The sequence below is a fragment of the Xenorhabdus miraniensis genome, from assembly GCF_002632615.1.
The window spans coordinates 77,511-101,265 of sequence record NZ_NITZ01000018.1; the positions used below are offsets into that span (position 1 = coordinate 77,511).

A 23,755-nucleotide genomic window follows, 5' to 3' on the forward strand; every position below is an offset into this window, starting at 1 on the left:
TCATTTGGAGCGTTTCAATGAAAATCATTAAACCTCTGCGTCTAAGTATGCTTTATCGCCCTTATCGCTGGCAGCAAAAAAATTATCTTGGGGTATCCATCATGGCTCTGACCGATATGAGCGCATCCCCCCGCCTACGACCAGAGCCGGAACTTTGGCAACTTGCAGAGGCTGAATTGAAAACCTGCAATGGTATCATCGATCTTGCCATGCCCAAATCCTACTCAGAATTCCTCGCTACGGGTTATGCCTATACGCATCATCAGGCAGATAAAACATCTTGTTCTGTACGTATCCAAGTGGAGCAATTAGATAAAACATTAGTTGTTTTCGGCAACCGCCACTGGGTTAACAATACCCCATCAAAGCCTCAGGAATTTGAACAGATGCGGCTGGACTGGAGCCGGGCTTTCGGCGGAAAAGATGATGAAGAAAACCCACACGGGATCGGTTTCACGCCCGAAATACAGGAAAATGGTGTAGAGATCCATCGTCTGCCAAACATTGAAACCCTGCACAGACAATTATTATCGCCACGGGATAAACCCAACCCGGCCAGCTTTTGTCCATTGGATTTAATATGGCCCCGTCGTTTTACCCGCATAGGTAAAAAATATGACAAACAGTGGCTCGAAAATGAATTTCCTGGTTTTGCCAGTGATATTGACTGGCGACTGTTCAATGCAGCTCCCCGTGATCAGTGGTGGGAACAATATGAAGCGTTACCCGAAAAGGCAGCGTGGCGGATTTGGAATATGCACCCTGAAAAACCGGTACAGGAAGGGATGCTTCCTCCCTGGCAGGCTCGTTGTTTTATCAAGCGATTGCGGATTGATGAGGAGGTTTTCGAAGAAATTATCATGCGCAATACAACAGTATGGTTTTTTCCTCATCTGGAACAAATGATCCTGATTTGGCATGGTTGCGCGCACATTAATGAAGATGATGCCACCGATGTCTTACAAATGCTTGCCACAATGGAACTCAGCGGGGAACCTCGTGCCGAAAGTCATTACCTTCAAATCCTTAACCAACGAATGGATAAAGAAAAAGGAGCACTGTACGCCTTTCGGGAAAAGGACCTGATTCCCGAAGAAATTATTGGTCCATGGGTGGACACAGAACAACCGGATGGTGACAGCCCTTTAAGAGAAAATCTGCAAAACCGGGAAAAGCGCCTGCGTGAGCAACAACGAGAGCGGATGGAGAGATATGGTAGAGATATCAATACATTAATTCCCCTTTCTGAACCCGTTTCTAATCCCAAAGCTGATGAATTACCAGAATTTGTGAACCAGACAGAACAAGATGCCGCTCAAAAATACGCGGAAGCTGAACAACAACGAGAAAAAATCCGGGCAAGAGCCATAAAACGGGGCATTAATGTCGATCAGAGCGCTATGGATAATCAACTCAGGGGGCCACAAAATTACTTTCAGGTACGGGATATATTGCACCAACAGCAACAACAGCTCGGACTTGACAGTGAAAAGCTAACGCAGGCTGAACTGGCGTTGTACAAAATGTATCTGGCCTCAGTACAGTCACAAGGCCCTGCCCTGCGTTTATCGGGTGATCTGTCACAGATTATTCGCAAACGTGTTCAACGAATCATGCAGAAAGACGGTAACTTCCGTGGAATGGACTTCACAGGCATCGACTTTTCCGGCATGGATCTGCGCGGTGCCAATTTTTCCCGCACCTTATTAGAAAGTACCTGTTTCAATAACTGTCAGTTGGATAATGCGGATTTCAGTGAAGCAATACTGGTCAGAACAGAAATATGCAATGCCTCTCTGTATGGCGTAAAACTCGATAATACCAATTTGTCACAAGCAAAATGTAAGCAGAGTGATTTTTCTGCCGCCAGTTTTAAAGAAACTCAATTGCAGGAAACACTGTTTGATCATTGTCGATTTAGCAATACCCTCTTCGCCGATTTATTCCTGCACGGGGCTTTTATCACTCAATGTCGTTTTCAACATTCACAATGGCAAAACTGTACCTTTCTGGAAATGACGCTGCCTTCACTCAAGTTCAACTATGCCAGCCTTAATAAAGTTTCCTTTATCAAGTGCCAGTTGGAGAAAGCCGTTTTTGATCATGCCACGCTTGACAGTTGTTCATGGGCGGAGACAAAAGCAGAATCAATCCATTTTCGTGCTGCCAAATTACTAACCTGCTCATTTGTGATGGGCAGTAATTTTAATCAGGCAGATTTCAGCAGTGCCACACTCACAGAGTGTAATTTGCGCCAGCTCCTTCTGGTTCAGTCTACATTCCATTCAGCAACGCTGAATAATAGTGACCTTAGTGAAGCAAACTGCCAGTTAACCAATATGCAGTATTTAAATACGGCTCAGAGCATATTCATCAGAACAGATTTTCGGGATGCCCAATTAAACAATGCCAATCTGATAGGTGCCCTTATGCAGAAATGCAGCTTCAATGGAACTGATTTACGGGAAACCAATCTGTTCCGCACTGATATGTCGCAATCAATCATTGACGATTCAACGTTGATTGATCAGGCGTATACACAACGTACTAAGACTTTGCCCAAACGCGATCAGGAAGTAATATGAGTACACTGACAGCGGATGAACTCATTACTAAAATCAAGCAGGGTGATGTCATTGAAAAAGTCAATTTGCAGGGAATCTCATTAACTGGTCAAAACTTATCAGGTGGCAGATTCAGGTCAGTCGATTTTTCAGAAGCCGATTTTTCCCATTCCATTCTAAAAGAATCCGTCTTTACTGAATGCCAGCTTGAAGAGACTCGCTTTAATTCAGTTACATGTGACCAAAGCCTATTTGAACAGTGTGATATGGTGCGTGCTATATTCAACAAGAGCACACTGAACAATTGTTTATTCACTCAGTGTGCTTTGAAAAAGGCACAGTTTAAAATAACCAAACAAAATAGTAGCCAGTTTTCATCCTGTGATCTGCAATATGCTGATTTTAATGGTAGTAAGCTTGATCGAGTAACATTTATCGACTCCGCATTGGATTACGCAATGTTACATAATTGTTATCTTTTTATGGTTACTTTTTTTCGTCAAGACTTACGAAAAACAGATTTTTATAGTTGTGAATTCATCAAAACCATTTTCTTTGCCTGTGACCAATGTGGTCAAAATTATCAGGGACAACAATTTCAAGGATGCTTGTTTACAGACAATCAACTCGAAGCAGTTAATTTCAACCATGCAAAATTGACTCATTGTAATTTCAAAGGGGCCGGATTACAAAACGCTCAATTATCAAATGCCGATGCTACTCAAGCATTATTCATTGATGCTGATTTGACAAATACATGTTGTTGTAACAGTTTGTTTAATGAAGCTATTTTTATCGGTTCTTGTCTTAAACTCGCTGATTTCCGACACAGCCAATTGCAACAGGCTATCATGCGTAAAGTCCATGCAGTGAATACACAGTTTACTGGCTGCAATATGACCTACGCAGATCTTTCCTATGCCAATATCAGCAAAAGTGATTTTCGCGCAGCACGGTTCATGAGAACTCTTTTTCATCGTACTCAACAGGTTGGGACATTGTTTTCTGACCGTCAGGGCATATTGGAAAATGATCCTGAGCTATTTGCTGCGGAAGAGTGGAGTACGCAACAACGCCAACGTAAGATTTAATTTGGAGAATCGAAATGACGGAATCCTCTTATGCCCTCTCTTCATATTCTTCTCTTGCTACGGAATCACTACAACAGATTGCGGGTCAAGTTGTGAATATTCTTCAGGACGGCAGTTTGATGGTCGAAAGCAAAAATCGGGGTTGGCATTGCCGACGGGCTGCCAGTTGTCTTTTAACCCCGGGAATGGGCGACACCGTATTGGTCACAAAGGTCCATGAACAGTTATGGATACTGGCTATATTAGAACGGGCTGAACAACAGAACCCGGCTGAAATAAACATCCCGGGTGATTTATCCATAACTTCTCAGGGGAATCTAAGCTTATACAGCAATGGACTGAATATTACAGCAGATAACGGGAACTGCCATATCAATGAAATGCAATACAGTGGCGAGTCTCTGTCCGCCTGGGTTTCTGTCACCAGAATCATAGGCAATCAACTTGAATCCGTTTGGCAGGTCGTCACACAGTTGAGCCACCGGCTATTCCGCCATACAACACAAACAGAGCAAGTGCACGCAGGGCAATTGGATATGCAGGCTGAAAACTATATGCGATTACATGCCCAAAATACGGTCATTTCCGCCAAAGCAATTACCAAAATAGATGCTGAACAGATCCACATTGGCTGATCCACATTAACTTAAGGAGGAAAAGCGATGTACGCTAATACCCAAGCAGGTGGCACAGATACAGCAACAATTCCAGATGTCTGCCTGACACCAATGCCACCATGGCCATCGTTACCAATACCTTATCCCAATATTGCGCAAGGTATGAGTGGTATCAGTCCCAGTACCACCAATATTCTTTTTGTAGGTAGTCCTGCCCATAACATTTCAACAACCATTGCTATGACGAATGGAGATAATGCCGGTGTTAATCTTGGGGTTGCTTCAGGTACGGTAATGGGATCATCCCGTCATACGCTGGGCGCTAATAGTGTGCTGATTAAAGGTTCACCAGCAACCCGTTTATCAAGCCTGACCATGCAGAACTCAACCAATACCATGGGAGCACGTTCCACCCCCAGCCAGCTAAAAGTCGATATTTCAGGTATCTGACTCACCTTGTTTTTTTATTCCTCAATGAGGATAAATCAATCGCTGATTACAATAAAATGGAAAATGGGGGAAGTCATGGACAATGCAGGGAATATTCCCCATGAAAAACAACCTTTTTCTGATAAAACAAAGAGCGTTTTGATAAACAAATTAAATTTAAATATCAGATGGATAAGGATGATATTATTCTCTTTTGTTTTGATGGCATTCACAGGATGTTCTTCATCACCAGAACAGAAAAAATTGCCGCCCTATAAATTGATTTTTGATATCCCAATTAATGCGAATAACTCAGCCCCACTGAAAATACACGTTATCTTGTTGAAATCAAACGTAGAGTTTATGTCGGCTGATTTCTTTTCACTACAAGAAAAAGCAGAAGCTGTATTAGGTAATAAACTGGTGAATGCCGATCAGTTTTTTTTACTGCCTGACCAAAACAAACGATTTTGGTTTGAAAAAAACACGCCAGAAGCCAGCTACATCGGAATTTTCGCTGAATATAAGCAATTGAATGGGAAAAGATGGCGCATCTCATTCCCCATCCCCGAACCAGAAGAACCTGCTTTTTACCAATTTTGGGCCTCATCGCCAGACGAATTAGACATATACATTCAAGTCACAGACAACGGCTTGAATCTTATCAATAAAGACCATTAATGTATGCCGCAAGGGAAGGAACTGGATGAATAGATCAGAAAAAGTTATCTGGACAGAAGGCATGTTTTTACGTCCCCATCACTTTCAACAATCTGAAAATTATCTGGAAGCTTATGTTCGGGATTGGGGAATAGCGCAAACGTCATATTATTGGGGCTTTTTGACTCTGGAATTGGATCAGTCATTTCTTGAGCAAGGCAAGGTGATGGTTTCATCAGCCAGCGGCATTTTTCCTGATGGAACGCCATTTCGTTTTACTGAAGCCCAGGCACCGACGCCCTTGCAAATTGCAGAAAATCAAACAGGAGAAAATGTCGTCTTGGCATTGCCAATTTTCCGGGGAGGAAAAGAAGAGATCATTTTCAGTGAGAGAAACGACTCCATGGCACGTTTTGTCAGCGTTGAGTCTGAAGTCAATGATTTTAATGCGATGTCAGTCGGAAGTGCCACAGTGCAGTTTGGGAGAATGCGTCTGCGGTTAATGCTGAAATCAGATCTAACACCAGAATGGACTTCATTGAGTATTGTGCATGTCATGAACAGAAGCCGCGATAATAAGCTGCATATCAATCCACAATTTATCCCTCCCCTGCTCAATTGTCATGCACATCCGCAAGTGGTCAGTTTCATTGCAGATTTGCAGGGTTTGCTGGAACAGCGTCGCCAGCAAATAAGCCAGCGTTTGTTACAATTGGGGCGACGCAACGATTCAGAAGTCATGGACTTTCTTCTGCTGTCATTGATAAACCGTTATAGCGGTCAAGTGAGCCACATACGAAATTTGCCATTACTGCATCCAGAACGCCTGTTCAGTGAATGGCTACAATTTGCTACTGAATTAGCCAGTTTTTCTCAAACACGAATGCCGGAAGAAAAACTCCCAATTTATGATCATGACAATTTGGCAATGTGTTTCGATCATCTGATGTTCGAATTGCGTCAAGGGTTATCAATCATTTTAGAAGAACATGCGATCCTGTTACCTCTGACCGAATATTCTCATGGGTTGAATGTGGCCACTTTACCAGACGTCAATATGCTGAACACATTCAGTTTTGTGTTGGCCGTTTATGCTGATGTTCCCAAAGAAACATTGATGAACCGTTTTCCCACCCAGATGAAAATTGCCCCTGTTGGTCGTATACGTGAATTAGTTCAGTTGCAATTACCCGGTATTTCAGTATGTGCAATGCCATCAGTCCCCAGACAGATCCCCTGGCATTCAGGCTACTTATATTTCGAATTAGAAAAAGAGGGTGAATTATGGAACCAAATGGAAAAATCCGGTGGTTTTGCGTTACATCTGTCTGGTGAATTTCCTGGCCTGAACATGGAATTCTGGGCTATTCGTAATCAGTCCAAATAACGTAATCAGGCTGGATAAAAATAAGAATAATAAATAGAGGGAACGTTTCATATGATGCAAAGCAAAAATGCACATGATTATACTGTGTTTTCTGGTGACTCTCGTGATAACCCCTTGGTTCATGCCGCAAACCCTCTGTTGAATAGTATCCCGCAGATCCGCCACTCCACAGAGCATCCAGACCCAATAGGTTTACGACAAAAACTGATCGATGAAATCCGGGGCTTTGAAGTGAAATGCCAGCAAGCCAAACTTCCTTACGAAGTGATCATTGGAGCACGTTATTGCCTGTGTACTGCGCTGGATGAAGCTGCGGCATTAACACCCTGGGGAGTTCGTAGTGTCTGGTCCGGCAGCGGGTTACTGGTTACCTTTCACAATGAAACGTGGGGAGGTGAAAAGTTTTTCCAGCTATTAGCGACATTATCACAGAAACCAAAAGAAAATTTGTTTCTGCTAGAACTCATTAATTTTTGCCTACAACTTGGATTTGAAGGGCGTTACCGCATTATGGATAATGGACGCTCCCAATTGGAAACTGTGAAACAACGCTTATTCCAGTTAATTTATTCAGTCCGTGGAAACCATCCCCCAGAATTATCACCGGCGCTCAAAAACACCACCACCACTGCACCGAACAAACTCTGGCAATCTCCTTTCCCGATATGGGCCGGTGTCGCGGTAATCAGTTTTTTCGTTTGTATTTTGTATATTGGGTTGAACTGGCAATTAGGGGATCTCGTCAGCCCTGTATTAGCCACAATCTATCAAACCAATTTGCCTAATGTGTCAGTTAATGATCGGATATCATCTGCCGTACCTGCTGTACCTGCCGTACCACCGACGTTGAATCTGCAAAAGACGCTAAGGAATGAAAATGCCACAAGATTACTGAATGTGGCCGATTCGTTTGACAGAAGTATCATCACTTTGCAAGGCGATGGATTGTTCAAAACAGGTTCCACACACATTAACAGCCATTACTTGAATATTATCAAGAACATTGCTGAGACAATAAACCGTTTCAAAGGTGAAATTCTGGTGATTGGTTATACCGATGACGTTCCCATGTACAGCGCGAGTTTTTCATCCAACTATGCACTATCACTCGCCAGAGCCAAGGCAGTAAAAAGAGAACTTCAGAAATATCTGGATCAACCCACGCGCGTTAAAACGGAAGGAAGAGGAGCCAGTAACCCTTTAGTGCCAAATGATACGCCAAGTCATCGAGCTAAAAACAGACGAGTAGAAATCATACTATTAGTTTCTCCTGTAAATTAGTTTCTCCTGTAAATCAGACGGAGTGAGAAAACTGAAACATGTTGAACGCCATTCTTTCCATCATTACCAGCCGGTTAATGTGGAGTTTACTTGGACTAACCGCCATTTCTTCCATTATCTGGTTTATTGGACCCATTATTTCAATTGGCAGCATGATACCTTTTGAATCAAATTGGGTACGCATAATTACCATCGCCTCATTATTTCTTATTTGGGTTTTAATTCAGTTAGTGCCTCGCCTTTATCGGGCATGGCTGGATAAAAAAAAGTTATCCCATCAATTGAACAAGGACAATCAGGAAAACAAGGAGAATGACGAAAGTGAACAGGTTCAATATACAACAACACTGTCAGAACGCTTTTCTCATGCTTCACGGCTCCTGAAAAATGCCTATTTTTATGGACTGAATACCAAATACAAACCGAATTGGAGGCATTTTTTCAATCGACAATACTTATACCAATTACCATGGTATGTCGTTATCGGAGCACCTCATTCAGGGAAATCTACCGCACTGGCAAATTCCGGCCTGCATTTCCCATTATCAGACCATTTCGAAAAATCGGCACTGTACAGCATGAAAGGAATTAATGACTGTAACTGGTGGTTCACTCATGACGCAATCCTGCTGGATACGGCGGGACGATATACCACACAAGATACGCAGCCAATAGAAGACGCCAATGAGTGGAAATATTTCATTAAGCTGTTGAAACAATATCGTACACGCCAGCCTCTCAATGGCGTCATTATTACTGTCAGTGTGGAAGATTTGCTGAATTTACCCAAGGAAGCCCGTGAACAGCAAGCTTATCTGTTACACAGGCGCTTAGCAGAATTACATGAACAACTTAAAATCCGGTTTCCGATTTATGTCATCGTCACGAAAACAGATTTATTGAAAGGATTTAATGCTTACTTTGCTCATTTTGACAAGACGCAACACAATCAAATCTGGGGGTTTACTTTCCCGTGGAATAAAACTGACTGGAATATCAGCGATTTTTTTGAACAGCAATATGATCTGTTACAAAAAAGATTAGATGCAGAATTACCCAATATTTTACTGCAACAGAATATGCCTCGACACTGTGCCGAAAGTTATTTATTTCCACAAGAATTCGCCGCATTACGTCCATTAATTGGGCAATACCTTGAACTTGTATTCGCTAAATCTGGATTTGAAATTCCTTATTCCCCACGAGGGCTTTATTTCACCAGTGGAATGCAAAAAGACGCGCCATTTGATAAGGTCATGGAAAGGCTTAACCATCATCTCCAATTACCAACAGATAATAATAGTCGTTCACTATCATGGAACAATCATCAGGCATGGCAGAATAATGAGGATTTTCCGCATCAGCCTCAAATTCATCAGGCTTATTTTCTGAAAAACTTATTGGGAAGTATTTTTCAGGAAGCGGGATTAGCCAGTTACAACCGCTGGTGGGTATACCGCAGTTATCTGCTGAATGGACTGGGTTATACGATTCTGGTTACAACTTTGGTATTCATTATCACCTTATTTTTTACCAGCTATAGCAACAACAAAAATTACCTCATGGAAGTACAGGCTAAGATCCCCCCTATTCTTCGCCAAGGTGCTGAATTAAAAAATGCGGAGTTAAAAAAAGAAACCAATCATATCGATATTTATTCCCTGCTACCTGTTTTAAACAATCTGGCTAATTTGGCGAAGAGTGAGAGATTTTCACTTGATGATCCCCCTCTATCCTACCGGATGGGATTATATTGTGGAGAACAGATTAGTGATGCAGGCAGGACTCTGTACACAAAAACATTAAATTCATTATTGTTGCCACAAATCGCACAATTAATAACCTCTGAGTTGCGCCAAGACAAAGGTGCTAATGTGGATAGCGCATACAATACGCTGAAAGCGTATCAAATGTTATATCAGCCCAAGCATTATGACAGTAAGTTTTTACGTAATTGGGTAATGCAATATTTGCAAACCCATTTGCAACCCAGTATTCCCCAAGACCAAGAACAGTTGTCTCAAATTGACGAACATCTTAAACAACTGCTGGACAATCAAATTGTCACATCACCCTATATCCGTGATAACCAACTGGTGGAACAAAAACAGGCTCAGCTCAGCAGCATTCCACCAGCACAACGCATCTATACTCATTTGAAGTATAACTTGTTGAATAACGCTAACTTACCTCCGGTAAGCCTGATAACTCTTGCAGGCCCTCAAACTGAACTTGTTTTTTCGCGTATCAGTGGTACACCGATAACTCAGGGTATACCCGGAATGTTTACTCCAGCAGGTTATAAAACAGGTTTTGGCAAGGATCTCAACACGCTTATCGATACGCTGTACAGCCAGGATAGCTGGATACTGGGAAAGTATGAAAGAAAACAACCGCCTAAAGAGATCGCATTTTTTGTACGCCAGTTTTATATCAATGATTATATTTATCAATGGGATCAATTTCTGTCTGATATTCGCCTGAACAATATCACCAATATGGAACAACGTGCCAACATGGCCCGCTTATTAGCTTCAAATCTTTCTCCCATGCGCCATCTGCTGATTAATATCAGTAAAAATGTCACCTTGGATGAGGGGCTGAGCAATGGCAAGGCAGATAAAATAGGCAATATCGTCAATAATAACGCTAAATCATTAACAAAACTCGTCCCCAATCAACTACGACCAGAAGACGAACAACCTACACCAGAACAAACATTAAAAGAGCATTTTGCACAAATCACTGCATTGGCAAAAATCTCTGATGGCAAAACCAAAAAAATTCCTTTTGATAATATATTGAAAAAAATCAACGAATTATATGAATACCTGAATTCGGTACAAGATGCAGCGAATATAGGTATGCCTGCACCATCAAATAAAATCATTATGCAGCTACAGGCAACGGCTGAACTTCTGCCCATTCCGTTCAGAAATATGATTTCTTCATTGGCGATGGGTGCCAACAGTGATACGCAGCTCAGTGATATAAAGAATATCGGTAAGCATCTTAATGCAGAAGTCAGCAGTTTCTGCAATCAGGCGATTGCCAATCGCTACCCGCTGTCACATAGCGCCCGTAATGATATAAAACCCGATGATATGGCACGAATGTTTGCGCCCGGCTCAGGCATAATGGACAGCTTTTTCCAGAAGAATCTTGTGGGAAAAGTGGATACCAGCCAACCAGACTGGCGTTTTATCTCAGTAGTGGATGGTAAAGTATCGCCAGAAAATAAAGAATTACTCAAGCCATTTAAAGAAGCTGAGATTATCCGCAATACCTTTTTTACTGGTGAAGCCACCGCGCCTTCATTCCAAATCATCGTGCGCACGGTTGACATGGATTACAACATATTGAGCATGATACTGGATGTAGACGGTCAGCAATTACAATATAGTCACGGCCCTCCCGTTTCACAGCGGTTCAATTGGCCCGGTCCCGGTAAAACAAATCAGGTTCGCATCCAATTGAATTTAGCAGATGGAACAACAGCCAGTTTAATGACTTCTGGCCCGTGGGCTTTAAACCGCCTGCTAGATTATGCGAAACCTTTTCCACAACAACAAAGCGCCAGTAGTGATATGAGCCTGTCAGCAACATTCAACATCAATGGTCATCATATTTCATTGAAATTTATCCCAAACAGTATTTTTAGCCCATTTCAGCTACCCAATTTCACCTGCCCCAACTTAATAAATTCATAAAAATCGATAGCGTATTTAATCATCAACATGAGCAGAAAATGACTATGAATATTGATGCCTTACTTAAGCCAGTCAGCGCCGAATCGCCCTGTGGAGAAGATTTGGAATACGATGCCGAATTTATGGAGTTAGAACAATCCTTGTTCGGAAAAGTAGAACAGCAATTTGGTGATATTACTATTCCCGCAGAACAGCCCAATTGGGCGGAAGTAGAAAAGCAATCCATAAAGTTATTGGATCGTACTAAAGACTTGCGTGTCATCATAGCGCTAACACAATCATGGTTAGAAATGCGGGGATTATGTGGTTATGCCGATGGTATGGATTTGCTCAGGCAAACACTGGAGCGCTATTGGGAGGAGGTCTGGCCAACACTGGAGTTTGAGGGAGAATATGATCCGTTGTTTCGCCTTAATATACTCGCCGCTATTGAAGATGATTCACCTCTTACCTTACAAGTGAAACATTCCATTCTGCTGAAAAGTATTTCAAAAGAATTGTCATTACAGGAAGTCTTTTCATTACTTGATGGAACAATAACTGAAATTAGTGGCTATACAGGTGGGCGTACTCGATTGGTGGAAGAATTAAAACAACTCGGTGATAACCCCGAAATCACAGCCATAATAAATATCCGCGACCACCTTATCGCAATACTGAATATTATTGGCAGTAAATTATCAGAAATGTATGCACCTGAATTATCTAATCTTTTAAAGAATTTAAATAAGGTGATTGAATTTTGCCACGCACCAGTATTTCAATCAGCAACCCATATTTCTGACAAAAACATTCCTGACAAAGGAAAAATGCCGGATGCACCGACGCCAATTCCCCCCTTTGCGGAACGGACAAATTCCCTATTATCAAAGAATACGGAAAATAAGATATCAACGTATTGGAGCGAAGTAGAAGCCAACAACCGTGATGAAGCACGCATGTTATTAGAGAAAGCCAAAGACTATTTTCTTAAGTATGAACCCAGTCATCCTGCTCCGATGATGATTGCCCGCATTCAGCGGTTAATTGATCGTGATTTTGTTGATATTGTTTATGATCTTGCCCCAGATGGACTAAATCAACTCGAAATCATTTTTGGTCGTCCGGATAACTGAGACACAGATTAAAGTTAGCCGTTTCTACTCTTAATTCAACATGCCTTATTAGCGGCTCATTTCTTATTAACTTATTAAGCTGTCAAACTAATTAGCCAGTAATGGAGAATTTGCTATGAAATCCAGTGGACAAAAATTTATCGGGCGAAATCGTCCCCCACGTGTACAGATTGAATATGATGTTGAACTTTACGGTTCAGAACAGACAATTCAATTACCATTTGTTATGGGGGTAATAGCTGATTTGGCCGGAAAGCCGATAAAACCCTTGCCTGGGGTTAATGAACGCAGCTTTTTGGAAATTGATATTGATAACTTTGATGAGCGCATGAAATCAATAAAACCCCGTGTTGCTTTTCAAGTGGACAATACGTTAACAGAGGATGGAAAGCTGAGTGTCGTAATAGACTTTGAAAAAATGGAAGACTTTCAACCTGATGCTATTGCTAAAAAAGTGGAGCCGTTGGCTAAACTGCTGGAGGCACGAACCCAACTGGCAAACTTATTATCCTATATGGACGGTAAAAACGGCGCAGAACAATTGATCTCCGAAATTCTGCAAAACCCGGCCTTGATGAAATCTCTGGCCGAAGCGCCAAAACCTTCAGAAAGTGCTACTGAAACAGAAAATACCCCTGAAGAAGAGACTGAAAATAAGGAGTCATAAATGAGCACAACTGAACAAGAAACCGAACTTCAGCAAGAGCAAGAACAGGTACCGAAAGAGTATACGCCTGATGAACTGAGTGTACTCCTGAATAAAGAATTTCGACCCCAAAGTGATCAGACTCGCAATGCCGTTGAAAATGCGGTGAAAACGTTAGCTCAGCAGGCGCTGGAAAATACTGTCACAGTCTCTGGTGATACCTACCGTACCATTCAGACCCTCATTGCCGAAATCGATAACAAATTATCGCAACAAATTAATCATATTCTGCACCATGACGAATTCCAGGCTCTGGAAGGCGCCTGGCGCGGCCTGCATCATCTGGTCAATAATACTGAAACTGACGAAATGCTGAAAATCCGTGTGATGTGCATTTCCAAAAAAGAGTTGGGTAGCACACTAAAACGTTTTAAAGGCGTCAGTTGGGATCAAAGCCCTATCTTTAAAAAGATCTATGAAGCAGAATATGGTCAGTTTGGTGGTGAACCATACGGGTGTCTGGTTGGTGATTACTATTTTGACCATACCGCGCCCGATGTTGAGCTTTTGCGTGAAATAGCACAAATTAGTGCAGCAGCCCATTGCCCGTTTATTACGGGTGCCGCACCAAGTGTGTTGCAAATGGAATCCTGGCAAGAACTTTCTAACCCACGGGATCTGACCAAAGTTTTTCAGAATACGGAATATGCCCCTTGGCGCAGTTTGCGTGATTCTGAAGATATTCGTTATCTGGGGTTGGCGCTACCCCGTTTTCTCTCTCGTCTGCCTTATGGCAACAAAACCAACCCCGTAGACGCTTTTAATTTTGAAGAGGATACGGAAGGCCCCACACACAGCAACTACACTTGGGCCAATTCTGCTTATGCGATGGCCATTAATATTAATCGTTCATTTAAACTGTATGGCTGGTGTACTTCTATCCGTGGTATAGAGTCCGGCGGACTCGTGGAAAATCTGCCTTGTTATACTTTCCCAACCGATGATGGGGGAATTGATATGAAGTGCCCTACTGAAATTGCAATTAGCGATCGTCGTGAGGCAGAATTGGCAAAGAATGGTTTTATTCCGTTGTTACATCGCAAAAATACGGATATGGCGGCATTTATTGGTGCACAATCACTCCAAAAACCAGCAGAATATGATGATCCGGATGCTACTGCTAATGCGAATCTTTCGGCTCGTTTGCCTTATTTATTTGCTTGCTGCCGTTTTGCGCATTATTTAAAGTGTATTGTGCGCGATAAAATTGGATCTTTTCAGGATCGGGAGGATATACAAGGCTGGTTAAATCAATGGATCACAAATTATATTGATGGTGATCCCATTAATTCATCTCAAATAGCCAAGTCCATGAAGCCTTTGGCAGCAGCTGAAGTTCAGGTCGAAGAAGTAGAAAGTAACCCTGGGTATTATAATGCGAAATTCTTCCTTCGCCCTCATTATCAATTAGAAGGTTTAACAGTATCTTTACGACTTGTATCAAAATTACCCTCAGCAAAATCTTAGCTATTTTTATGCCATTTCTATTAATCATGTACTGATTCTAATCCATTTCAAAAAATGAAGTACTTATAGGAGTAACATATTATGAGTGTTCCTTTTAATAATTTTTTCCTAAAAGTCGACAAAATAGCAGGTGAATCTCTAGATTCTGATCATAAAGATTGGATAAATATCTTCAGTTCCAGTATATGTTTGTCAAATGCAGTATCATCAGTTGTCACCGGAGGTCATGCAGGACGTGGTTATATTAGTCCTCTGATTTTTTATACTGAATTTAATAAAGCTACCGTATCGATTTTAGCCAGTATGTTCAGGAAGACAACCCATGCTTGGGCAGTAATAGAACGTTGCGTATCAGGCTCAGGAGATAAGTCTCTTCCTATAGAAAGATTTATTTTTATTGATGTTGTTTTTGACACTAGTGACGTAAATATTAGTCCAGATTCCAGCGGCATATCATTAGCTATTACCGCCAAAAAATTCGGTTTTGCTTATTTCCCGCAAAATGATCAGGGAGTACAACAGGCTGCCGTTGCATTTAGTTATGATCTTACCTCAGGGAAGGAAGTCACTATATCAACATTAGGTGATCTGGGTGCGCATAAAGGTAGTGCGCCTTCTGCTAGCTAAAATTTATATTAATACTTACAAAATGGATTTACATGATAATAATCCCCTTTTCCCAAAAAAGGGGATTACTTCCACCAACAATAGGCATCCATAATTATGCGATTCACCATTGTTAAAAATACCGGAACAAACCAACCGCCACAACTCAGTTATGATTTCACACCACCTGGCGGTACTATTGGCCGTAGCACGGACAATAACTGGGTTTTACCCGATGAAGAACAGGCCATAGCCCGTTTGCAGGCGATTGTCTCTATTTCTTCCGATGGCGAATGCCGCATGATTAATCGTGGTACTGCTTCTGAGATTTCACTGAACACAATCCCAATGGCACCCGACCGCCAGGTTGAAGTTTGTGATGGTGATATGCTGAATATTGGTGATTACCAAATTCAGGTTGTTAATATCAAACAAAGTGCGCCACCCTCAGCTACAACGCGAACTCTCAATACGGCTGAACCTTCCAACAATAAACCGGGCGATATTCCTAATGAGGTCTGGGACGGATTGGAAAATATTTTTACTCCAACAGAGACTACGCTAACGCAAGCAACACCATTGAATGATAATAATCCGCTGATAAATCCCCAACAACATCAGGAACGTAATCCTATTGATCCACTGGAACAAATGGAGACAACAATCGACCTTGATAGCCTGCAATTCCGTGCCACTGATCCTGTTACAATGTTTAATCCTGATACCGATTTCCAACAAGAAAATATTCTGAATGACACCACACCCAGCGCGTTATTACAGCAAAATAATCAATATGGTAATCAGAACAATAAACAGGAAATTGATCCTCTGATACTATTTGCCAATAAGCATACTCAGGGGAATATTAAAAATGACGATCCCTTGAACCTAATGCTAGATAATGCTGAACCACTGGCACCTTTGGATAACGCAACAGAAGATATAACCAAGAACTCAGTAAAAAATCCATCAGACACTGAACTCCAGAACCAAAACTATTATCAAGAATCTGTTAATTATCAAGATCATTCTTTTCGTCATGATAATAACAGTAAGAATGACGAAAGTGTCGACGAACGTCTTGATATTGATCCCGTTGCCTATAAACCCCATTCTCCACATCCACACCAAACAGATGAAGTTAAATTAGAAGGTAAGTCTCTGGAAGCTTTATTAAACGGTATGGGACTCAATTATATTCAACAACCCCAGTTTGATGAACATAAAATGTATCAATTGGGGAAATTGGTCAGTCAGCTATCCCAAGGCATTATAGCTCTTAATGCTTCAAGAACCTTGTTAAAACACAAGACAGATGCAGACATGACCCAAGTTTTGGCCGATGCCAATAATCCGTTTAAACTCTTACCTTCAGGCCAGGCTGTGTTGGTTCAGATGTTCGGTAACCATATGCCTGGCTTTATGTCACCAGAACAAGCTACACGGGATATTTTAATTGAACTCCAAGCCCATCAATTAGGTATGGTCGCAGGGTTACGTGCCATTACAGCAGATATCTTGCAGTTATTCGATCCTAACGTTATTGAACAAAAAGCCTATAAAGAGGGTGGATTTCCTCGTTTATCATTAACATCAACTTATAAAGCCGCTTTATGGGACTATCTCACTAAACATTATCAGAAAACAGTACATAAACTTGATCAGGATAACGCTTTATTCGGGAAAAATTTCCTGCAAGCCTATGAGGCAGAAATACATCGATATAAATGTTCTCAAAATAAATCAAATAAATAAGAATTAATATTTCTCTCCTATGATTTTTTTCGTCACCTCAACCAATATCACCCATAACCATAATACCTAATAGGTGACTAATGAATGACAATATTACTTTGTTATATGGCGGTTATCATGCGAGAAAACCTCCGCGCATAACAGCCAGAGATAAAATGTTGCCTTCTTTACTTGACAGGCTCACAGATAACGACACTGCCAAGAAAAAAGAAACTGTCAACAATTACCTATTATCACACAAAGCCCTGCGGCAAAATGTACTACGGGATTTGCAGTGGTTACTTAACAGCATCAATCGAGAACCTAATCAAGATCTTTCCTCTTTCCCAGAAATACAACACTCTGTTTATAACTTCGGCATGGAACCACTGGCCGGTAGAAATATGTCTGATATCGAATGGTGCGATATTCAAAATAAGATTATTAATGCCATTCGTATTTTTGAACCGCGCATCATTCCCGATAATCTTCAGGTGAACTGCATTTCCGATTTAAATTCACTGTCGCTATACAATGTATTATCCATCGAAATAAAAGGATTTTTGTGGTGTATTCCCTGGCCACTTGAATTTTTATTCCGCAGTGATATCGATCTGGAAAATGGTTATTTCATTATGAAAGAAACAGGATAAAAAACAGGAAAAATCATGGATAGCAAGTTACTGGAATATTACAACCGAGAACTGGTGTATTTGCGTGAAATGGGAAAAGAATTTGCTGAACGCTACCCCAAAGTTGCTAACCGCTTGGGAATGTATGGCATTGATATCGCTGATCCCTATGTTGAGCGCTTGTTAGAAGGCTTCGCTTTCCTCACCGCCCGCATCCAGTTGAAAATGGATGCGGAATTTCAACATTTTTCCCAGCATTTATTGGAAATGCTGTATCCCAACTATTTGGCCCCCACTCCCTCAATGGCGATCACCGAACTCAAACCAGATATGAGTAAAGGGGATGTCAGCCACGGATTTCTGGTTCCCCGCGGAACTATCATGCTCTGCCAGACATTGAAGAAAGAAGGAATTACTTTTCAATATGCCACGACTCAAGACGTCGTTTTACAACCACTGAATTTACAAAAAGTGGAGCTTGGCAAGATCCCGGCCAACTTTCCTCTTATGGGATTAAACCTTCATCAGTATGGTGCCGTCAGCGCACTACGGATCCGCTTTGCCTGTCAGGGGAAATTTTTCCTTAACGAACTGGATCTAAGCACGCTGACTTTTTTTCTTTCAGGACCCGATATTCAGTCCCAGAGATTGCTGGAATTGATTATGGAACACTCTGTTGGCATGGTATGCCAGACGTTGGGTGAAACGCCACAGTATCAGGTATTGCCTGATATTTCACCGCATCACGAAGGTTTTGAAGATAATCAGGCAATGTTACCTAATGATCCTCGTAATTTCAGTGGGTATCGCCAGATTCAGGAATATTTTGCTTTTCCTGTACGTTTCCGTTTTTTCAGTATCCGTGGAATGCAATCTTTGCTGGGACAAACAGAGAAAGAAAGCGAATTTGAACTCATTCTGCTTCTGGACAAAATCGATAGTGACTTAGAAAGCTTGGTCGATGCCTCTTATTTGGCACTGAACTGTACTCCCGTGATTAATCTTTTCCCGAAAGTGACTGAACGAGTCACTGTCGATGAAAGTACCAATGAGTATCATCTGGTTGTGGATAATATCCGTCCACTGGATTACGAAATTTTTTCTGTACAACATTTATATGGCGTTGATGAAAACCATAACGAAGAACGCATATTTCGTCCTTTTTGGTCAACGAACAGTGATGATAAAAGCAATTATGGCGCGTATTTCACCCTGCGCCGCGACCCCCGCATTTTGTCTGAACACGCTCATCACTACGGAACCCGTACCAGCTATATCGGTACAGAAACATTCATCTCGATTGTTGATGAACACCATTCTCCATGGCCTAACGCATTAAAATATTTAAGTGCCGATGTTATGTGCACTAACCGTGATTTACCGGCGATGTTGCGACAACAAGATATCGACAGTTTTGCTATGCTGGAGTCCATACCGATTAATCAAATTGTGTTTCTTAAAAGGCCAACCATTCCACATCCCGCTCTGGCAGAAGGCGCTATATCATGGAATTTAATTAGCCAACTTCAAATTAATTATTTGAATTTTATGGATAAAGATAAAAAGGAAAGTACTCAGGTACTACAGCAATTATTAAGCCTGTATGCCACCCTTGCTGAACCCGCAGTAACACGTCAAATCAATGGAATACGCCATTGTTCGCTAAAAGAAATCTATCGTCGGACGACCGAGCCGGGTCCAATTGTCTTTGCCCGGGGTGTCAGCATTAAGCTTGAAGTGGATGAGCAAGAGTTTGCAGGAACCAGCCCATGGCTTCTGGGCAGCGTGCTGGAAAAATTATTTTCGCGTCTGGTCACCATGAACTCATTTATAGAAATGACACTGCATAGCCAGCAACGCGGGCAGATCGGTTTCTGGCCTGCCCGTATAGGCAGCAAGAAATTGTTATGAGCATGATACATATAAAAAACATGAAGACGGATATCATTACCATTCATCGTATATGTCGCTTACCAAATACTTTTTGGCAACAGCTTACTCAAGCACCGTGGAAATTCGATTTATTCCAGACTCTGCGTCGAATAGATGCCCAATCTGGAGAATATTATCGGCTGGGAACGGCTCCGTTACCGCGATATGAACCTTTGCGCCTGGGACAAAAAGCCTCAATGGTATTCGCGCCTTCGACGATTTCAGAAGTTCAACAGCGGGAAAATTCGAAATTGTATGATATTCTCATTTACAGTTTTGGGTTATTTGGTCCCAATGGGCCACTCCCCCTGCATTTAACCGAATATGCCTATTCACGGGAGTATACTTATCACGACTCAACGTTAAGCTCCTTTGCCAATTTATTCCATCATCGACTCACACTCCTGTTCTACCGGGCCTGGGCTAACGCACAACCGGTTTCATCTTTGGACAGGCAGGACAATCAGAAATTCTGCCGTTATCTGGCCTGTCTGATAGGTATGGGATTACCCGCCCAACAGGATCTTGATACTCTCAGTAGTAACACTATCAATGACACCATTAAAAGCCACGCTCGTTACTCGCTAGCGGGTCATCTTTCCCGCCAATGGCATAGTGCGGAAGGGTTGGAAAAAATTCTGCTCTTTTATTTCAAAGTCCCCGTCAGAATCATTCAAAATATTCCACAATGGCTGAAAATAGAAACTCAGGATCAGGCTCGATTGAAGGCGGGACGTCATATGCCCAGTTTAGGCAAATCTGCCTTCCTGGGTATCGCAGCCTATGATATTCAACATAAATTCCGCATTGAGCTGGGACCATTAACCAAATCAGAATATGACATGTTTCTGCCCGGACAACCTAAAGCGCAGCAATTACGTGATTGGGTATATCAATATCTGGGTATTGAATATGTATGGGATATCAGACTAGTACTTGATAAATCAGCCATAACAGAAATGCGTCTGTCAAAAACAATAAAATTGGGCCTGAATAGCTGGATTGGACAAGTTACCCAATCAGCTCACTATGATGATTTAATCTATAACCCAGAATCCCCCCGGAATGAATTCTAATCTATTTGCCTTTGGTTAACTTCTCCCATAAGCAACAACTATTATTGCGGGTTATATTTATGTCAGAAATCAGTCGTTCTGTTCTCTTTGGTAAACTTAATCGTTTGTTATTCACTTCGCTGGAAAATGCCACAACATTTTGCAAGCTACGCAGTAATCCTTATGTCGAACTGGTGCATTGGCTGCATCAACTCATGCAACTGCAAAACAGTGACCTGCAACTCATTATCCGTTACTTTGCACTGGATGAACCCAGCCTGACAAAGGATATTATTGCAGCATTGGATCGCTTACCACGCGGTGCCAGCACGATTTCTGATCTCTCCGAACACATTGACAGCGCTGTAGAACGCGCTTGGGTATACGGTTCACTGAAATTTGGTGTTGACAAGATCCGCAGTGCGCATTGGCTAATTGGTATATTAAAAACGTTCAATCTGCGCAATACGTTGAAAGCCATTTCCCCGCAGTTCGATCGTATTAATACAGATACTTTGGTGGATAATTTCAACGCTATCTGCGGTAGCAGTAATGAAGCACAAGAGAGTACCGAATTATCCCCCAATAATACGCAAACAACGGTACAACCATCGGCTGACAGTGCGTTGCAAAAATACGGGCAGGAACTGACTGCCCGCGCCCGTAATGGTGATATTGACCCTGTATCGGGGCGCGATGAAGAGATCCGTCAAATTATCGATATCTTGATGCGGCGACGTCAAAATAATCCCCTACTGACAGGAGAAGCCGGTGTGGGTAAGACTGCTGTCATTGAGGGATTGGCACTGCGGATTACAACAAATGAAGTCCCCCCTCCTCTACAAAACGTGCAGCTTTGGCTATTGGATATTGGTATGTTGCAGGCCGGTGCAGGGGTCAGAGGTGAGTTCGAGTCCCGCTTACGCAAAGTGATTGAAGAAGTACAATCTAGCCCAATTCCCATTATTCTGTTTATTGATGAAATTCATACTCTGATCGGTGCCGGTGGACAACAAGGAACCGGTGATGCCGCCAATTTGTTAAAACCCGCATTGGCACGGGGTCAATTACGGACTCTTGGCGCAACGACATGGTCAGAATATAAAAAATATATCGAAAAAGATCCGGCCCTTACGCGCCGTTTTCAAGTTGTCCAGGTTCATGAGCCGGATGAAGCCAAAGCATTGCTGATGCTACGCAGCCTGGTAAATACACTGGAGAAACATCATCATGTCCTTTTATTGGATGAAGCTGTTGAGGCAGCGGTACGTCTCTCTCACCGCTATATTCCTGCTCGCCAATTACCTGATAAAGCGATAGCTTTGTTGGATACCGCTTGTGCCAGAGTTGCAATCAGCCAGCATGCTGAACCCCCTCAGTTAGAAAACTGCCGCCATCAAATTGATGCCTTGAAAATTGAACTGGAAATCGCTGAACGGGAATCAAAAGTCGGCGTTGGGGATCAGCAACGGTCAGAAACTATCCGCGAGAAACTCTCTGTACTGGAAGAAAAACGGAGCCAACTGGAAAATCGCTGGCAACAAGAACTCGCCCTGATTGATGAAATTATTCACCTACAAACTCAGCTTCATGAACAGCAACACCATGATGATATCGATACCCTCCATACTGAGCTGGCAGAACTACAGCAGCAATTGAAAATTTTGCAAGGAGATATCCCGCTTATCTTCCCTACAGTAAACAGTAATGTTGTTTCTGCCGTTGTATCGGATTGGACGGGCATCCCGCTCAGCCGTATGGTAAAAGACGAAATCGAGGCTGTATTACATTTAGCTGATACACTCAACCAACGTGTCATCGGTCAGTATCACGCCTTAGAATTAATCGCAAAACGGGTGCGTACTTCACGAGCCAGATTAGATGATCCCAATAAACCGGTTGGTGTATTCATGTTATGCGGCCCATCCGGTGTCGGCAAAACTGAAACCGCGTTGGCACTGGCAGAAACGTTATATGGTGGCGAGCAGAATCTAATCACCATCAATATGAGTGAATTTCAGGAAGCACACACCGTATCCACATTGAAAGGTGCTCCTCCCGGTTACGTAGGTTACGGTGAAGGTGGCGTGTTAACCGAAGCAGTTCGCCGCCGCCCCTACAGCGTGGTATTGTTAGATGAGATTGAAAAAGCCCACCCCGATGTTCACGAAATTTTCTTTCAGGTCTTTGATAAAGGTTGGATGGAAGATGGCGAAGGTCGCCACATTGATTTTCGCAATACCATCATTATCCTGACATCCAATGTTGGCGCTGATTTAGTTAGCTCGCTGTGTTTACAATCAGCCACCATTCCAGACCCAGAAAAACTCAGCACAGCATTGCGAAAATCGCTACTACAAGTATTTCCTGCCGCTTTGCTGGGGCGCTTAATGGTCATACCTTACTACCCATTGAGTGATGAAGTGATGTCAAATATCGTTCATTTGCAATTGAATCGTATTAAAAAACGCTTACTGGAGACCCACGGCATTATAGCCACATTCGATAATGCTCTGGTTAAACATATCGTCGAACGATGTACAGAAATCGAATCAGGGGGCCGCATGGTGGATGCCATTCTGACCAACACCTTGCTACCACAAATCAGTCAGCATATTCTTTCTGCCACGGTTAATGATCAACAATATCATCAGCTACAAGTATCTCTCAAACAAGGTGAGTTTCAATGTCAATTCACGAATTAGGCTTGTGAGCAGGAGACTATTTATTATGCCGAACTTTTATAATAACTGTTTTTATAATAACTAT

General features: G+C 42.1%; 17 protein-coding genes. All 17 read left to right on the top strand.

Annotated elements, in window-relative coordinates; all coding sequences use genetic code 11:
• Positions 1-17: 17 nt before the first annotated feature.
• The 17 genes from Xmir_RS15975 (at position 18) to tssH (ending at position 23,691) form a co-directional block, all read left to right on the top strand.
• Positions 18-2,585 (top strand): DUF2169 family type VI secretion system accessory protein, encoded by a 2,568-nt coding sequence (locus Xmir_RS15975; RefSeq protein ID WP_099115178.1) that lies wholly within the window; start codon positions 18-20, stop codon positions 2,583-2,585.
• On the top strand, positions 2,582-3,655 hold the full coding sequence (locus tag Xmir_RS15980; RefSeq protein WP_099115179.1) for a pentapeptide repeat-containing protein: 1,074 nt from the start codon (positions 2,582-2,584) through the stop codon (positions 3,653-3,655). The genes Xmir_RS15975 and Xmir_RS15980 overlap by 4 nt, the downstream gene beginning before the upstream one ends.
• A 14-nt stretch (positions 3,656-3,669) precedes the next feature.
• Positions 3,670-4,290, top strand: a complete 621-nt coding sequence (locus tag Xmir_RS15985) for a DUF3540 domain-containing protein (protein WP_099115180.1) — start codon at positions 3,670-3,672, stop codon at positions 4,288-4,290.
• Positions 4,291-4,317: 27 nt separating this feature from the next.
• Complete coding sequence (locus tag Xmir_RS15990) at positions 4,318-4,722, top strand: DUF4150 domain-containing protein (protein ID WP_099115181.1); 405 nt, start codon at positions 4,318-4,320, stop codon at positions 4,720-4,722.
• Positions 4,723-4,728: 6 nt separating this feature from the next.
• Positions 4,729-5,382, top strand: a complete 654-nt coding sequence (gene tssJ, locus Xmir_RS15995; RefSeq protein ID WP_244170956.1) for a type VI secretion system lipoprotein TssJ — start codon at positions 4,729-4,731, stop codon at positions 5,380-5,382.
• 25 nt (positions 5,383-5,407) lie between these two features.
• Positions 5,408-6,748, top strand: coding sequence for a type VI secretion system baseplate subunit TssK (gene tssK / locus Xmir_RS16000; RefSeq protein WP_099115182.1), 1,341 nt, complete (start codon positions 5,408-5,410; stop codon positions 6,746-6,748).
• 51 nt (positions 6,749-6,799) lie between these two features.
• Positions 6,800-8,029, top strand: coding sequence for a DotU family type VI secretion system protein (locus tag Xmir_RS16005; protein ID WP_099115183.1), 1,230 nt, complete (start codon positions 6,800-6,802; stop codon positions 8,027-8,029).
• Between the two features lie 38 nt (positions 8,030-8,067).
• Positions 8,068-11,739: a type VI secretion system membrane subunit TssM gene (tssM, locus tag Xmir_RS16010; RefSeq protein ID WP_099115184.1), complete on the top strand. Its 3,672-nt coding sequence runs from the start codon at positions 8,068-8,070 to the stop codon at positions 11,737-11,739.
• Between the two features lie 44 nt (positions 11,740-11,783).
• Positions 11,784-12,854, top strand: a complete 1,071-nt coding sequence (gene tssA, locus Xmir_RS16015) for a type VI secretion system protein TssA (protein ID WP_099115185.1) — start codon at positions 11,784-11,786, stop codon at positions 12,852-12,854.
• A gap of 115 nt (positions 12,855-12,969) precedes the next feature.
• On the top strand, positions 12,970-13,521 hold the full coding sequence (tssB, locus tag Xmir_RS16020) for a type VI secretion system contractile sheath small subunit (RefSeq protein ID WP_099115186.1): 552 nt from the start codon (positions 12,970-12,972) through the stop codon (positions 13,519-13,521).
• On the top strand, positions 13,522-15,027 hold the full coding sequence (gene tssC, locus Xmir_RS16025; protein WP_099115187.1) for a type VI secretion system contractile sheath large subunit: 1,506 nt from the start codon (positions 13,522-13,524) through the stop codon (positions 15,025-15,027).
• 81 nt (positions 15,028-15,108) lie between these two features.
• On the top strand, positions 15,109-15,654 hold the full coding sequence (locus Xmir_RS16030) for a type VI secretion system tube protein Hcp (protein WP_099115188.1): 546 nt from the start codon (positions 15,109-15,111) through the stop codon (positions 15,652-15,654).
• 96 nt (positions 15,655-15,750) lie between these two features.
• Positions 15,751-17,388, top strand: a complete 1,638-nt coding sequence (tagH, locus tag Xmir_RS16035; protein WP_244170958.1) for a type VI secretion system-associated FHA domain protein TagH — start codon at positions 15,751-15,753, stop codon at positions 17,386-17,388.
• Between the two features lie 80 nt (positions 17,389-17,468).
• Positions 17,469-18,020 carry a type VI secretion system baseplate subunit TssE gene (locus Xmir_RS16040; protein WP_099115190.1) on the top strand — a complete coding sequence of 184 codons (552 nt, stop codon included), beginning with the start codon at positions 17,469-17,471 and terminating at the stop codon, positions 18,018-18,020.
• Positions 18,021-18,035: 15 nt separating this feature from the next.
• The gene (gene tssF / locus Xmir_RS16045) at positions 18,036-19,910 is read left to right on the top strand and encodes a type VI secretion system baseplate subunit TssF (protein ID WP_099115191.1); all 1,875 of its coding nucleotides are present in this window, start codon (positions 18,036-18,038) and stop codon (positions 19,908-19,910) included.
• A 2-nt stretch (positions 19,911-19,912) separates the two neighbouring features.
• On the top strand, positions 19,913-21,007 hold the full coding sequence (gene tssG, locus Xmir_RS16050) for a type VI secretion system baseplate subunit TssG (protein ID WP_244170965.1): 1,095 nt from the start codon (positions 19,913-19,915) through the stop codon (positions 21,005-21,007).
• A 59-nt stretch (positions 21,008-21,066) separates the two neighbouring features.
• Positions 21,067-23,691, top strand: a complete 2,625-nt coding sequence (gene tssH, locus Xmir_RS16055) for a type VI secretion system ATPase TssH (protein ID WP_099115192.1) — start codon at positions 21,067-21,069, stop codon at positions 23,689-23,691.
• The last annotated feature ends 64 nt before the right edge of the window (positions 23,692-23,755 follow it).